Annotated in this window: 12 protein-coding genes; 5 read left to right on the top strand and 7 right to left on the bottom strand. The window is 72.4% G+C overall.

What is annotated here, in order from left to right; genetic code table 11:
- Positions 1–44: 44 nt before the first annotated feature.
- Both MICAU_RS28365 and MICAU_RS28360 read right to left on the bottom strand, forming a co-directional pair.
- The gene (locus MICAU_RS28365) at positions 45–1,352 is read right to left on the bottom strand and encodes an extracellular solute-binding protein (RefSeq protein ID WP_013288788.1); all 1,308 of its coding nucleotides are present in this window, start codon (positions 1,350–1,352) and stop codon (positions 45–47) included.
- 176 nt (positions 1,353–1,528) lie between these two features.
- Positions 1,529–2,284, bottom strand: coding sequence for a maleylpyruvate isomerase family mycothiol-dependent enzyme (locus MICAU_RS28360; protein ID WP_013288787.1), 756 nt, complete (start codon positions 2,282–2,284; stop codon positions 1,529–1,531).
- Positions 2,285–2,354: 70 nt separating this feature from the next.
- On the opposite strand from MICAU_RS28360, the gene MICAU_RS28355 reads away from it, so the two are divergent.
- Positions 2,355–3,446, top strand: a complete 1,092-nt coding sequence (locus tag MICAU_RS28355) for a UDP-N-acetylmuramate dehydrogenase (RefSeq protein ID WP_013288786.1) — start codon at positions 2,355–2,357, stop codon at positions 3,444–3,446.
- A gap of 197 nt (positions 3,447–3,643) precedes the next feature.
- On the opposite strand, the gene MICAU_RS28350 is transcribed toward MICAU_RS28355, so the two are convergent.
- Both MICAU_RS28350 and MICAU_RS28345 read right to left on the bottom strand, forming a co-directional pair.
- Positions 3,644–4,426 carry a hypothetical protein gene (locus MICAU_RS28350; protein WP_013288785.1) on the bottom strand — a complete coding sequence of 261 codons (783 nt, stop codon included), beginning with the start codon at positions 4,424–4,426 and terminating at the stop codon, positions 3,644–3,646.
- Positions 4,427–4,482: 56 nt separating this feature from the next.
- Entirely contained in the window at positions 4,483–5,247 is a 765-nt protein-coding gene (locus tag MICAU_RS28345) for an SDR family NAD(P)-dependent oxidoreductase (RefSeq protein ID WP_013288784.1), read from the bottom strand.
- Between the two features lie 171 nt (positions 5,248–5,418).
- Between MICAU_RS28345 and mshA the strand changes: the two genes are divergently transcribed.
- The 3 genes from mshA to MICAU_RS33595 all read left to right on the top strand — a co-directional run bounded on the left by mshA (position 5,419) and on the right by MICAU_RS33595 (position 8,513).
- Positions 5,419–6,780, top strand: a complete 1,362-nt coding sequence (gene mshA / locus MICAU_RS28340; protein WP_013288783.1) for a D-inositol-3-phosphate glycosyltransferase — start codon at positions 5,419–5,421, stop codon at positions 6,778–6,780.
- 45 nt (positions 6,781–6,825) lie between these two features.
- Positions 6,826–7,359 (top strand): type III secretion system chaperone family protein, encoded by a 534-nt coding sequence (locus MICAU_RS28335; RefSeq protein ID WP_013288782.1) that lies wholly within the window; start codon positions 6,826–6,828, stop codon positions 7,357–7,359.
- 287 nt (positions 7,360–7,646) lie between these two features.
- Positions 7,647–8,513 carry a hypothetical protein gene (locus tag MICAU_RS33595; protein ID WP_425311451.1) on the top strand — a complete coding sequence of 289 codons (867 nt, stop codon included), beginning with the start codon at positions 7,647–7,649 and terminating at the stop codon, positions 8,511–8,513.
- Positions 8,514–8,903: 390 nt separating this feature from the next.
- Here MICAU_RS33595 and MICAU_RS28325 read toward each other — a convergent pair whose 3' ends face one another.
- Both MICAU_RS28325 and MICAU_RS28320 read right to left on the bottom strand, forming a co-directional pair.
- Positions 8,904–10,154: an MFS transporter gene (locus tag MICAU_RS28325; RefSeq protein ID WP_013288780.1), complete on the bottom strand. Its 1,251-nt coding sequence runs from the start codon at positions 10,152–10,154 to the stop codon at positions 8,904–8,906.
- Positions 10,155–10,234: 80 nt separating this feature from the next.
- A complete protein-coding gene (locus tag MICAU_RS28320; RefSeq protein WP_013288779.1) occupies positions 10,235–11,560 on the bottom strand; it encodes an MDR family MFS transporter in 1,326 nt (441 codons plus the stop codon).
- 151 nt (positions 11,561–11,711) lie between these two features.
- Between MICAU_RS28320 and MICAU_RS28315 the strand changes: the two genes are divergently transcribed.
- A complete protein-coding gene (locus MICAU_RS28315; RefSeq protein WP_013288778.1) occupies positions 11,712–12,479 on the top strand; it encodes a phosphoglyceromutase in 768 nt (255 codons plus the stop codon).
- 98 nt (positions 12,480–12,577) lie between these two features.
- Here the strand turns inward: MICAU_RS28315 and phoU are convergent, their stop codons facing one another.
- A complete protein-coding gene (phoU, locus tag MICAU_RS28310; RefSeq protein WP_013288777.1) occupies positions 12,578–13,222 on the bottom strand; it encodes a phosphate signaling complex protein PhoU in 645 nt (214 codons plus the stop codon).
- Positions 13,223–13,281: the final 59 nt, after the last annotated feature.

The following is a 13,281-nucleotide window of genomic DNA, read 5'->3' as shown; positions in this document are numbered from 1 at the left end:
GGCGGCCCCCGTGGCCGGGTGGCCGCCCGCACGCGCTGCTCGGGTTACTTGGCGGCGGCCTTCTCGGCGTTGGCGACCGCGTCGGTCCAGCCCTGCTCCGGGGAGCGCTTGCCCAGCTCCACGCTGCGGACGGCGTTCTCGACCTCGGTGCGTACGGCCTGGTTCTTCGGTCCCATGTAGACCGGCTTCAGGCTCTTGGCGCCCTCGGCGAAGATCTTCCCGACCGGTGCCTCGGAGAAGTAGGCGTTCTTCGAGTCGATGATCGCCGGATCCTCCAGCGCCTGCGGGGACGAGGGCAGCGGGCCCTTCGCCTTGAACGCGCCGATCTGACCCTTGGCGCTGGTCAGGAACTTGGCCAGTTCGATCGCCTCGGCCTGGTGCTTGCTCTGCTTCGGCACGGCGAGGAACGAGCCGCCCCAGTTGCCGCCGTTGCCGGGGATCTGGGCGATGTCCCACTTGCCCTTGGCGGCGGCGCCGGCGTTGCCCTCGATCACGCCGGTCATCCAGGCCGGGCAGGCGATGGTGGCGAACTTCGACTGCTTGAACGCCGACACCCACTCCTCGGACCAGGAGCCGTACTTGCCGGACAGCCCCGAGTCGATGATGTCCATCGTGGTGTCGTACGCCTGCTTCACCGCCGGGTTGCTGCCCACGACGAGGTTGTTGCCGGTGTCGTAGTAGCTGTAGCCGCTGCTGTTGCCGGCGGTCTGGAGCAGGATCGTGTTGAACGTGTTCGTCGCGGCGTCCAGGAACGAGGCGCCCGTCTTCTTCGCGGTGAACTGCTCGCCGACCTTGATGTAGTCCTGCCAGGTGGGCCAGAGCTTGGACACCGCGTCGCGGTCGGTGGGCAGGCCGGCCTTGGCGAACAGGTCCTTGCGGTAGCACATCGCCATGCCGCCGACGTCGGTGCCGAGGCCGATGAGCTGCTTGCCGTCGGCGGTGAGCCCCTGGTTCCACTTCCAGTCGAGGAAGTTGCCCTTCAGGTCGGCCGCGCCGTGGTCGAGCAGGTTGACGAAGTTCTGCGGGTTGGCCTTGTACTCGACGAGCAGGCCCTCCTCGATGGCCACCACGTCACCGGCGCCCTTGCCCGCGGCGAGCCACTGGGTGAGCTTCGGGGAGTACTCGTCGAGGTTGCCTCCGGTGCCCCGCTCGACGATCTTCACGCCGGGGTGGCTGGCCATGTACTCCTGGTAGAGGTCGGCGTAACCGAACTGGCCGAAGACGTCGACGGTGAGCGTTATCGGCCCGTCGGCGGCGGCATCGTCGCCGCCGCCGCAGGCGGTGGTGCCGAGCAGTGCGGTGGCGGCCACCAGGGCCACCGCCGCCAGGCGGCGGCGCGTGAAGGTGAGCATGCTGTCCTGACCTCTCGGGTCGTCGAAACGGGTGGTGGAAGGCGGTTCCGGAACTTAGAGAGCGCTCTCACGACAGCGTGGTGGAGGGTCGTGGACCTTGTCAAGAGAGCGCTCTCAGAGGTGTCCGAAAAGAAGGAGAGGGGCGACCGTCGCCCCTCTCCGTCCGGTGCCCGTCGTCAGCCGACCCGCAGGCCGCCCAGCAGGGAACGGTCGCCCGCCACGTCCAGCGCGTCGAAGCTGATCCGGCCCATCAGCGCCAGCAGCAGATCGCTCGCCGTGCCGGCCACCTGCGCCCGCGCGCGGTGGTCGTCGTGGTCGAGGATCGTCGCGGTGTCCAGCAGCGCGACCCCCTCACCCCGCAACCGCAGGTACCACTCCTGCGCGGCATCGGTCGCGTTCAGCTGAACCACGCCGCGCCACTGCCCGGCATGCACCCGCCGTCCCGCCGGCAGCCAGGTGTCCAGCACCTCGCTCACCCCGTCGGCCGCGAGCTTCGCCTCGATCGGATCACCCGCACCGATCGCGAGCTGGGCGTCCCAGCGGTGCACAGCCGTCTCGTGCGCCAGCCGACGTGGCCAGAAGACCGCCTTCTTCGGCTGCGGCGCGAAGTTCCAGGCCGGCGCCTCCGGGTCCGTCGCCTCCAGCAGTGCGCTGATCCGCTCGTACTCCTGCGTGAACCACTGCGCCGCGGTCAGGCCCGCCGGCGGCTCCGGGTCGTGCCGCTCCGGGCGGGTCGCGATGCCCGCGGTCAGCACGGTGCCCGCCCAGGCGTACGCGCGGGTCAGGTGATGAGCGAGATCGGTGACGGTCCAGCCGGGACAGGACAGCACGGGTGTCTCGGGCGGCGCCTCAGCCACCGCCGCGGCGAAGGCGGGGCCCTCCGTGCGCAGCGCGCCGATCCAGAAGTCCTTCGTGTGGTGCAGTCTGCTCATCGCCATCCTCCCGGGGGTGACCGGGCCACCAGTGGGTGCTCCGGCTACCCCTCAGCCTAGGGTGAAAGGCGTGTCAGACGTCTACGCCGAACCGGCGACTGCCGGTGACCCGACCGATCCGGCCACCCTGGCGCGCTACACCACGCTCCGGCTCGGTGGCCCCGCCGGGCGGCTGGAGATCGCCGGCGACGCCGCCCAGATCGTACTGAAGGTGCAGGAAGCGGAAGCCCGGGAGCAGGCCGTGCTGGTGCTGGCGGGCGGTAGCAACGTCGTGATCGGCGACCAGGGCTTCCCCGGCACCGTCGTGCTCGTCCGCTCCCGGGGGTTCCGGACCGTCGCCGAGGACGGCGACACCGTCACGGTACGTGTCGAAGCCGGCGAGCCGTGGGACGACCTCGTCGCCGCCACCGTCGAGCGCGGCTGGTCCGGGCTGGAGTGCCTCTCCGGCATCCCCGGGTCGGCCGGCGCGACCCCGATCCAGAACGTCGGCGCGTACGGCCAGGAGGTCGCCGAGACGATCGTCGCAGTCGAGGCGTACGACCGGACGGAGCGCCGGGTGGTCCGGATCCCGGCGGCCGACTGCGGGTTCGTCTACCGGGGCAGCATCTTCAAGTACAGCGACCGCTGGGTGGTGCTCACCGTCGACTTCCGGCTCACCCGGTCCCCGCTGTCCGGCCCGGTCCGCTACGCCGAACTGGCCCGGGCGCTCGGCGTCGAGGTGGGCGACCGGGTGCCGCTCGCCGACGCCCGCGCCACCGTACGGAAACTGCGCGCCGGCAAGGGCATGGTGCTGGACGCGGCCGACCCGGACACCTGGTCGGTGGGCTCGTTCTTCACCAACCCGGTGCTGCCGGGCGAGGTGTTCGAGCAGGTACGGGAACGCGCTGCCGACCTGGGGGAGCCGCCGAACTGGCCGGGCACCGACGGGGCGGTGAAGGTCAGCGCGGCGTGGCTGATCGACAAGGCCGGGTTCGGCAAGGGGTACGCGGGCCCGGAGGGCGTCGCCATCTCCAGCAAGCACACGCTGGCGCTCACGAACCGTTCCGGCACCGCCAGTACGGCCGCGCTGGTGGCGCTGGCCCGCGAGATCCGCGACGGCGTCCAGTCTCGCTTCGGCGTGACCCTCCACCCCGAGCCAGTCCTCATCAACTGCACCATCTGACCCCGCCTCACCCCCGCGATCTTGCACTCCCGGCCCTCGAAGCAGGCGTTTTGACCCGTTTACCCGGGCGGCAAGTGCAAGATCAACGCGCCGGAAGGGGGCGCGGCGGGGCTCGCCGAGAGCGGGGCTTCGCGGAAGGGCGGCTGACTGCCAGCGGCCAGCGGGCGCGGCGGGCGACGAGCGCGGGTGCGGTGCGGTCAGCGGGGGGCTACGGCGGGCCAAGGGAGCGTCAGGTAGCCGTGGCGCCACGTGCGGGGGGTGTCCTGGACCGGCCAGCCTGACTCCTTCACCGCCTCGACCGTCCGCAGCCATCGTTGCCGAGGGCCGAACGGGGCGTAGCCGGCGGCCGAGCGCCACGCCTGTTCCAGCGCCTCGATCAGGTCGTGGACGCGTTCACCCGGAACGTTGCGGTGGATCAGCGCCTTCGGCAGCCGTTCGGCGAGCGTGGCAGGGCTCTCCAGCGTGGTCAGCTTCGTCGACAGCGTGAGCGTGCGTGGGCCGGTGGCGTCGAGCAGCACCCAGGAGCCGAGCCGCCCCAGCTCGTCGCAGGTGCCCTCGACCAGCAGCCCGCCCGGCGCGAGCCGCCCGGTGACCGTGTGCCAGGCGTCGGCCACCTCGCTCTCGTCGTACTGGCGGAGCACGTTGAACGCCCGCACCAGCGCGGGACGCAGTCCGGCCAGCTCGAAGCCGCCCCTGGCGAACGTCAGCCCGGGCGGGTCGGCGGCGGGGCGGGCGGCGGCGACGCGTACCGGATCGATCTCCAGGCCGACCACCCGCACGTCGGCGCGGACCCCGGCCGCGAGACGGGCCCGCAGTTCGACGGGTGTGACCGGGGTGGCGCCGTAGCCCAGGTCCACCACGAGCGGGTCGGCGGCGGCTCGCAGCGCGTCGCCGCAGGTCTCGACGATCCAGTTGTCCACCCGCCGGAGCCGGTTGGGGTTCGTCGTGCCCCGGGTGGCCACGCCGAGCGGACGCTCCATCAGTGCCTCCGGGTCAGCGACTGCGGGGCTCGCAAGACCGGCTCACTCCTCGCGCTTCACGACGTCCGGTGCACCTTGTGCTGCGCGGCCTGGGCCAGCGGGCGGACCACGAGCTGGTCGATGTTGACGTGGTGCGGGCGGGTCGCGCACCAGGCGACGCAGTCGGCCACGTCGTCCGCAACGAGCGGTTCGGCGACTCCGGCGTAGACCGCCTCGGCCCGGTCGGTGTCACCGCCGAAGCGCACCAGGCCGAACTCCTCGGTCTTCACCATGCCGGGGTCGATCTCGATCACCCGGACCGGACGGCCGCACAGTTCGAGCCGGAGCGTGCCGGCGATGGCGGTCTGCGCGTGCTTGGCGGCCGTGTAGCCGCCGCCGCCCTCGTAGACCACGTGCCCGGCGGTGGAGCTGACGATCACTATCGTTCCGGCGCCGGAGCGCTCCAGCGCCGGGAGCAGCGCCTTCGTGACGCGTAGCGTGCCGAGCACGTTGACGTCGTACATCCATTGCCAGTCGCCCACGTCGGCCGTCTCGACCGGGTCCAGGCCGCGGGCGCCGCCGGCGTTGTTCACCAGCAGCGTGACCGGCCCGGGTGCGGCCTCGGCGGCGGCGGCCAGGCCGGCCACCGACTCGTCCGAGGTCACGTCGCAGGCCACCGCTGTCGCCGCGCCGCCGGCCGCCTCGATCTCCGCCACGAGTGCGGCCAGCCGGTCGGTACGCCGGGCGGCGGCCAGCACGTGGAATCCCTCGGCGGCGAGCCGGCGGGCGGTGGCCGCACCGATCCCGCTGGACGCCCCGGTGACGATGGCGACTGAAGTCATCCGGTCATTGTCTCCCGTCGCCGGGCCGGGCGGCGGGATGAGGTCCGTCACGCCCGGGACCCGGCGGAAAGCATTTCCGTACCCCGATGGGGAAGATGACATCCGGCACACGGGTTGACCGAGAAGCGCCGGTCGTGCGGGACGGCATCAACCGTGACAGAGGGAGCGGACGTGGCGGATTTGCACACCGGTGTCGGTCGTCAGCGAGGTGCCCTTCCGTGGCCGCGGCCCCGCCGTATCGCCACCCTGTCGGTGCACACGTCGCCGCTGCACCAGCCCGGCACGGGTGACGCGGGCGGCATGAACGTCTACATCCTGGAGGTTGCCCGGCGGCTGGCCGAGGCCGACGTCGAGGTGGAGATCTTCACCCGTGCCACCGCCGGTGACCTGCCCCCGGTGGTCGAGGTGGCGCCCGGCGTGTCCGTCCGGCACGTCACCGCCGGACCGCTGGAAGGGCTGACCAAGGAGGAACTGCCGGGTCAGCTCTGCGCCTTCACCGCCGGGGTGCTGCGTGCCGAGGCGGCCCGCCCGCCGGGCCACTACGACCTGATCCACTCGCACTACTGGCTCTCCGGTCAGGTCGGCTGGCTGGCCAAGGAGCGCTGGGGCGTACCGCTGGTGCACACCGCGCACACGCTCGCCAAGGTCAAGAACGCCCGCCTCGCCGTCGGAGACCGTCCCGAGCCGAAGGCCCGGGTGATCGGCGAGGAGCAGGTGGTCACCGAGGCGGACCGGCTGGTCGCCAACACCCGGGTCGAGGCCCGCGACCTGCTCGACCGGTACGCGGCCGAGCCGGACCGGGTGGCGGTCGTGGAGCCCGGCGTCGACCTGGACCGGTTCCGTCCCGCCGCGGGCGACCGGGACGCCGCGACCCGGGCCGCTCGCCGCCGGCTCGGCCTGCCGACCGACGGGTACGTGGTCGCGTTCGTCGGCCGGATCCAGCCGCTGAAGGCGCCGGACGTGCTGGTCCGCGCCGCCGCCGCGCTGCGCGAACGGGATCCGGCGCTGGCCGGCGAGCTGACCGTGGTGATCTGCGGCGGTCCGAGCGGCACCGGCCTGGACCGGCCCACCGCGCTGATCGAACTCGCGCACGCGCTCGGCATCGCCGACCGGGTGCGTTTCCTCCCGCCGCAGACCGGCGCCGACCTGCCCGCCCTCTACCGGGCCGCGGACCTGGTCGCGGTGCCGTCGCACAACGAGTCGTTCGGGCTGGTCGCGCTGGAGGCCCAGGCGTGCGGCACGCCGGTGCTGGCCGCCGCCGTGGGCGGCCTGGTGACCGCGGTACGCGACGGCGTCAGCGGCATGCTCATCGACGGGCACGACCCGGTCGACTGGGCCCGCGCGCTGGCCCGCCTGCTGCCCGATCCGGTACGCCGTGCCGCGCTGGGCCGCGGCGCCGAGCGGCACGCCCGGGACTTCTCCTGGCACCGCACCGCCTCCGGCCTGCTCGCGGTCTACGGGGAGGCGATCACCGAGCACCGGGCCCGGCTGGCGCGGCGGTGCGGCGACCCGGCCCTGCTGTGCTCCTGGTGATCCGCCACCCGGCGGCCCCGGTACGCCGGTCGTAGAGTGGGTGCGATGAGCCGCAGGAGTGAGGTCGCCGCGCTGATCGAGTCCGTCTGCGCGGAGCGTGAGCTGGAGTGGGAGTCCACCGGCGAGGCGTCGTACGCGGTGACGCTGCCCGGCACGCACAAGCTCAAGACGATCTGCAACCTGATCGTGGGTGAGCACGCGCTGCGGGTCGAGGCGTTCGTGATGCGGCAGCCCGACGAGCGCCGCGAGGAGCTGTGGGCCTGGCTGCTCCAGCGCAACGCCCGCATGTACGGCGTCTCGTTCTCCATCGACTCGGTCGGCGACGTCTACCTGACCGGGCGGGTCAACCTGGCCGGGATCGACGCCGACGAGCTGGACCGGCTGCTCGGTTCCGTGCTGACGTACGCCGACGAGTCGTTCGACAGCATGCTGGAGATCGGCTTCGGCACCGCCATCCGCCGGGAGTGGGAGTGGCGGGTCAAGCGCGGTGAGTCGACAGCCAACCTGGCCGCGTTCGCGCACCTCTTCGAGCCCTCCGCCACTGCCGGATCGTCCGCCGGAGGTTCGGAGCCCTCCTGACGGGTATGCCGCCCCGCGCGGTGCGGAGCACTGGGACCCACCGCGGGCCGAGGACGGACTGTCGAGGAGCGTGTCCCATGGCTCAGCGCAACAGCTCAGGTCGCGGCACGACTGCGACCCGGACCAAGCGGCAAACCGGCAATCAGACGCCGAACACCCCGAGGGTGTCGGAGTCGGCGATCTCCCGGATGAAGGTCGACGACCTCCGCAGCCAGCTCAAGCGGCGCGGGGTCTCGGGGATCTCCGCGCTGCGGAAGCCGGAACTGGTGAAGACCCTGGCGCGGACCATGCGCGGGGAGGGCGGCGCCGCCCGGCGGAGCACCGGCCCGGCCGGCCGGCCGTCGGCGACCCGCAAGAGCACCGCCGCCAAGAAGACCACGGCGGCGAAGCGGACCACGTCGGCCCGCCGCAGCGCCACGTCGCCGGCGAAGGCCGCGCCGGCCGCACGCGCCACCGGCGCCAGGGCCAAGGCGACGGGTACGCGCAAGGCGGCGCCCGCCCGAGCGAAGGCGACCTCGTCCCGCGCGAAGGCGACCTCGTCCCGCGCGAAGGCGACGCCGGCTCGGGCCAAGGCGGCTCCGGCTCGGGCGAAGGCGGCTCCGGCTCGGGCGAAGGCGGCTCCGGCTCGGGCGAAGGCGGCTCCGGCTCGGGCGAAGGCGGCTCCGGCTCGGGCGAAGGCCGCTCCGGCTCGGGCGAAGGCCGCTCCGGCGCGCGCCAAGGCGGCCCCGTCGCGTGCCAAGGCGGCGCCGGCTCGGAAGACGTCGTCCGCCCGGGCGCAGGCGGCGCCGACCCGTGGGCCGGCGTCCAGCCGGTCGATCGGATCGTCGCAGCTCATCACGTCCCTCGCGGACCGGCCGGAGCGTCCGGGCCGGAGCCTGGTCACCCGTAACCACGAGGTGATCCAGCGCTGGGCGAGGGCGCGGGGTGCGAAGCCCGCCACCATCGCGGGTACCGAGCGCGAGGGCCGGCCCGGGGTGCTGACGTTCAACATCCCCGGGTACCGGGAGAGCAGCCGGATCCGCGAGATCACCTGGAACGACTGGTTCCGCACGTTCGACCTGCGGCGGCTGAACCTGATCTACCAGGAGCAGATGCGGGACGGCCGGCAGAGCAACTTCTTCCGGACCGAGAACCCGAATCGCGAGGACGGCTGAGGTTTGCGGGAATGGCCGACGGGAACCCGGTGTTTGCCATTCCAGGGACGACAACACGGACAGCCGGGTTTCCGACACGGGCGCTGTGACGGGCAAGACAGCGATCTGGGTTGAATCCGGAATCCGGGCGAACTAACTTTATTGCACCGCGTCACGCTTGTTTACGTTCGGGGGAGCGGTGGATCGATCAGATCCGCGCAGGCGAGACGCGAAGATCGGGTGGAGCACGCCGTTGGGGGACGGTGCCACCCGTGGAACCGGCGGCGCGAGCGGGCGACGCTTACGGGGGTGAGTGTCGCCCGCCGCCGCCGGGCGTACGGTACGAGCGCCCATCTCGACGGGGGTCGAGGTGGGCGCTCTGCCGTTGTCTCCCCGAGCCCTCAGCAGCCCTCAGCGAACGGATTCGACCGGTTTCGCCGCCGCTGCCCGCAGCGCGGCGACCCGCCGTTCCCGGCGCGGTCCGGCGAGCAGGTGCCCGGCGGCGGCCAGCAGGCCGAGCGCGCCCACCACCAGCCAGTGCCGCTCGCCCAGGTGTTCCAGGCTGAGCCCGCCGAGCGCCGGCGCCACGAACGACGCGGCCGGGAACGTCAGGTAGAACACCGACTGGTAACGGGCGCGCAGGTCGGGTGGCGCGAGGTCCGCATTGATCTGCGCGTTCGGCGGCGCGGCGAGCATCTGCCCGACCGTCCAGACCACCGCCGCGCCGAGGTAGAGCGGCAGCCCGTCGGCCACTGTGAGCGCGCCGAACCCGAGCGCCATCAGGCCGGTGGAGACGGCCAGCACGCTCGACTTCCGGTACGGCTCGATGAGCCGGGGCACGAACAACTGCCCGGCCACGATGAGCGCCCCGCCGAGCGCCACCACCAGCCCGTACGCCGACGGGCGCAGGCCGTCCTCGCGCATCGCCAGCGGCATGATCGTGGAGGTCTGCATGGTCAGCACGGCCAGCAGGAACGTCAGCCCGACGAACACCAGGAACGTGCGGTCGGTCAGCGCGGTGTGCAGCCCGGGACGGCGTCCCACCACCGCCCGTGGTGTGAGCGCCGGCCGCCGGGTGAGCGTCTCCGGCACCTTCAGCGCGATCACCACCGCCGCGGCCAGCGTGGCTCCGGCGTCGACCAGGAACAGCGCGGTGAAGCTCGCCTCGGCGAGGATGCCGGCCAGCAGCGAGGCCACCGCCATGCCCAGGTTGAACGCCCAGAACTGCAGGTTGAACGCGCGGGAGCGGCGCGCCTCGGGCACCACGTCCACGATGGCGGCCACGAACGCCGGGCTGGGCATCGAGTGCGCCACTCCGACCAGCGTGGCGAGTGCGGCGATCACCGCCAGGTGCGTGCTGAACGCCAGCGCCGCCATCAGCCCGGCGGCGGCGAGGTGGGCGGCGAGCAGCGTGGCCCGCCGTCCCCACCGGTCGGCCAGTACGCCGCCGAGCAGCGTCCCGGCCGCGCCGCCGATCCCGTACGCGCCGACCACCAGCCCGGCCAGCGACGGCGGTGCGCCCCGCGCGGCGGTCAGGTAGAGCGACAGGAACAGCAGCGCGAACGCGCCCGCCCGGTTGATCAGCAGACCGGACCAGAGGTACCAGAACGTGGCCGGTAGTCCGCCGGCCGTGTCGTCCCACCAGCGCCGCAGGCCGCGCACCCGTCCTCCAGGAAGGTTTCCTTACCGATTCCGTCCCGTACCGTATCCACCCGCCTCGGGGCGGCTGCGTCGGGGCGTACTCAGGAACCGGCCCGAACCGGCGCGGCGGGTGCGGTCGCAGCGGCCTCGCCCGACTCGGGCGCCGGGGAGGCGGTGACGGTGACCGGCGTGACCGGCGTGCCCACGGCGCGCAGCGCGACCGCGCGGCGCTCCCGGGCCGGGCCGGAGATCAGGTGGGCGACCGCCGCCACGACGCCGATGCCCGCGCAGCCGAGCCAGAGCGTGCTGTTGCCGGCGTTCTCCCGGACCAGGCCGCCCAGGATCGGCGCGGCGGCGCCGGCGAGCTGCCAGGACAGCGAGAAGACGCCCTGGTAGCGCCCGCGCAGCGCGGCCGGGGACAGCTCCGCGATCAGGGTGGCGTTCGACGGCGAGTTGAGCATCTCGCCGACGGTCCAGATCAGCACGGTCAGGCCGTAGAGCCAGACCGTGTCGGCGAACGCGGTGAGCCCGAACCCGGCGCCCATCACCAGCGCCGCGAGGGCCAGCACGTGCGAGCGGCTGCGGCCCTTGATGAGCCGGGGTACGAACAGCTGGCCGACCACGATGAGCACGCCGTTCAGTGCGATCACCGAGCCGTACGTGGCCGGGCTGAGCCCGGAGTCGCCCATCGCGATCGGCAGCATCGAGATGTGCTGGAGGAACACCAGCGCGGCGAGCAGGTTGAGCGCGACGAAGCCGAGGAACACCCGGTCGGCGAGGATGGTGCGGAGTGCCCCCGCCGGCGCCGGCATCCCCTTGACCGGGAGCGCGGTGACCGGGCCGCGGGTCTCGCCGACCTTGGCGAAGATGATCAGCGCGGTCACGAGTGTGGTGGTCGCGTTCACCAGGAACAGCAGCAGGTAGCTGCCCTGGGCGGCGAAGCCGGCGAGCACGGCGGCGCAGGCGAAGCCGAGGTTGATGGCCCAGTAGTTCAGCGAGAAGGCCCGCAGCCGGTCCTTGTCCGGCACGACGTCGACCATCATGGCGCCGAAGGCGGGGCGGGCCGCCTCGGCGAATGCGCCGAGCAGCAACGCGCCGACGGCGACCGCCCAGAGCGGGCGGGCGAAGCCGAGCGCGATCATCATGCCCGCCGCGCCGACGTGCGCGGTGAGCAGCGTGGGCCGCCGTCCCCAGCGGTCGGTCAGGGTGCCGCCGATGGTGGTGCCGACCGCGCCGCCGGCGCCCCAGAGGCCGATCACCAGTCCGGCCTGGGAGGCGGAGAAGCCGCGTTCCTGGGTCAGGTAGATGGCCAGGAAGATCAGGACGAACGAGCCGAGCCGGTTGATCAGCGTGCCGGCCCAGAGGTACCAGAACGTCCGTGGCAGGCCACCGGCTGTGTCCTGGAACCAGCCCCGTACCGTCCGCATCCCGACGCCCCCTGCTTGGTAATGACCGACCTCTTTAAGACGCCTTACAACCTAGTGCCGGGCCGGAGCCGTGGTCATCAGGTTTTCCACGTGGTGGTCGTCACCACAGGTCGCCGCGTGTCCGCCGGCGCCGTACGGCAGGATGATCGGCATGACTGCGAGCGAGGGGCCCACCGTCGGGACGCTGGTCCTGCTGCGGCACGGCGAGAGCGACTGGAACGCCAAGAACCTCTTCACCGGCTGGGTCGACGTCGACCTGACCGCCAAGGGGGAGACCGAGGCGCGGCGCGGCGGCGAGCTGCTGCGCGAGCACGACCTGCTGCCGGACGTGGTGCACACGAGCCTGATGCGCCGAGCCATCCGCACCGCCGAGCTGGCGCTGAACGCCGCCGACCGGCACTGGATCGCGGTACGCCGGTCGTGGCGGCTCAACGAACGCCACTACGGCGCCCTGCAGGGCAAGGACAAGAAGCAGACCCTCGACGAGTACGGCGAGGAGCAGTTCATGCTCTGGCGCCGCTCGTACGACACGCCGCCGCCGCCGATCGACGACGCGGACGAGTGGTCGCAGGTCGGCGACCCCCGGTACGCGCTGCTGCCGACCGAGCTGATGCCGCGCACCGAGTGCCTGAAGGACGTCGTCGAACGGATGCTGCCCTACTGGTACGACTCGATCGTGCCGGACATCCTGGCCGGCCGGACGGTGCTGGTGGCCGCGCACGGCAACTCGCTGCGCGCCCTGGTCAAGCACCTCGACCAGATCTCCGACGAGGCGATCGCCAAGCTGAACATCCCCACCGGCATCCCGCTGCGCTACGACCTGGACGCCGACCTGCGCCCGCAGGTGCTCGGCGGGACGTACCTGGACCCGGACGCGGCGAAGGCTGCCGCCGCCGCGGTCGCCAACCAGGGCCGCTGAGCCTGGGTGTAAGGAAGGGCCCCTTTTTAACGTCTGCGGTAGAGGAAGGGCCCCTTATTAACACTGAGTGTTAATAAGGGGCCCTTCCTTGCACAGGGTCAGGCGGACGTGGAACCGGTGATCAGGTAGACGACGTGCTCGCCCGCGTTCACCGCGTGGTCGGCGAAACGCTCGTAGAAGCGACCCAGCAGCGTCGCGTCGATCGCCGTCTCCACCCCGTACGGCCAGTCGTCGCCGAGCAGCACGCCGAACAGGCTCTTGTGCAGGTCGTCCATCGCGTCGTCGTCGCTGTCCAGTTCGGCGGCCACGTCGGCGTCCGGCTTGGCCAGCACCGAGCCGATCTTCTCGGCCATCCGGTCGGCGATCCCGGCCATGTCGGTGAAGACCGGCCGCAACTCGGCCGGCACCGCCGGGGACGGGTGGCGGCGCAGCGCCGTCTTCGCCACGTGGTCGGCCAGGTCGCCCATCCGTTCCAGATCGGCTGCCACGTGCAACGCGGTGATCATCGCCCGCAGGTCGGAGGCGACCGGCGCCTGCCGGGCCAGCAGGTCACAGACCCGCTCCTCCACGTGCCGGTAGAGGTCGTCGATCTCGGCGTCCCGCGCGATCACCGTCTCGGCGGCCGTCCGGTCGGCGGTGAGCAGCGCCTTGGTGGCCTGCCGCATGGCCGCGCGTACCGCCTCGGCCATGTCCACCAGCAACTGGCTGACAATCTGCAGGTCGGCCCGGAACTCGTCGCGCATCGTCACTTCCTGGGGTCGGTGGCCGCCACCCCCATGGGGTACGGCAGGAGCAGGTGCGC

The organism is Micromonospora aurantiaca ATCC 27029 (genome assembly GCF_000145235.1).
GTDB lineage: Bacteria > Actinomycetota > Actinomycetes > Mycobacteriales > Micromonosporaceae > Micromonospora > Micromonospora aurantiaca.
Note: the sequence above shows the minus strand (reverse complement) of the source record. Positions and strands in the feature narration are given on the sequence as shown.

Excerpts from the sequence above, each read along its gene's own strand:
- MICAU_RS28315 (WP_013288778.1), top strand. The coding sequence starts at position 11,712 with ATGACTGCGAGCGAGGGGCCCACCGTCGGGACGCTGGTCCTGCTGCGG.
- MICAU_RS28350 (WP_013288785.1), bottom strand. The coding sequence starts at position 4,426 with ATGGAGCGTCCGCTCGGCGTGGCCACCCGGGGCACGACGAACCCCAAC.
- MICAU_RS28320 (WP_013288779.1), bottom strand. The coding sequence starts at position 11,560 with ATGCGGACGGTACGGGGCTGGTTCCAGGACACAGCCGGTGGCCTGCCA.
- phoU (WP_013288777.1), bottom strand. The coding sequence starts at position 13,222 with ATGCGCGACGAGTTCCGGGCCGACCTGCAGATTGTCAGCCAGTTGCTG.
- MICAU_RS33595 (WP_425311451.1), top strand. The coding sequence starts at position 7,647 with ATGCGCGGGGAGGGCGGCGCCGCCCGGCGGAGCACCGGCCCGGCCGGC.
- MICAU_RS28335 (WP_013288782.1), top strand. The coding sequence starts at position 6,826 with ATGAGCCGCAGGAGTGAGGTCGCCGCGCTGATCGAGTCCGTCTGCGCG.
- MICAU_RS28365 (WP_013288788.1), bottom strand. The coding sequence starts at position 1,352 with ATGCTCACCTTCACGCGCCGCCGCCTGGCGGCGGTGGCCCTGGTGGCC.
- MICAU_RS28345 (WP_013288784.1), bottom strand. The coding sequence starts at position 5,247 with ATGACTTCAGTCGCCATCGTCACCGGGGCGTCCAGCGGGATCGGTGCG.
- MICAU_RS28360 (WP_013288787.1), bottom strand. The coding sequence starts at position 2,284 with ATGAGCAGACTGCACCACACGAAGGACTTCTGGATCGGCGCGCTGCGC.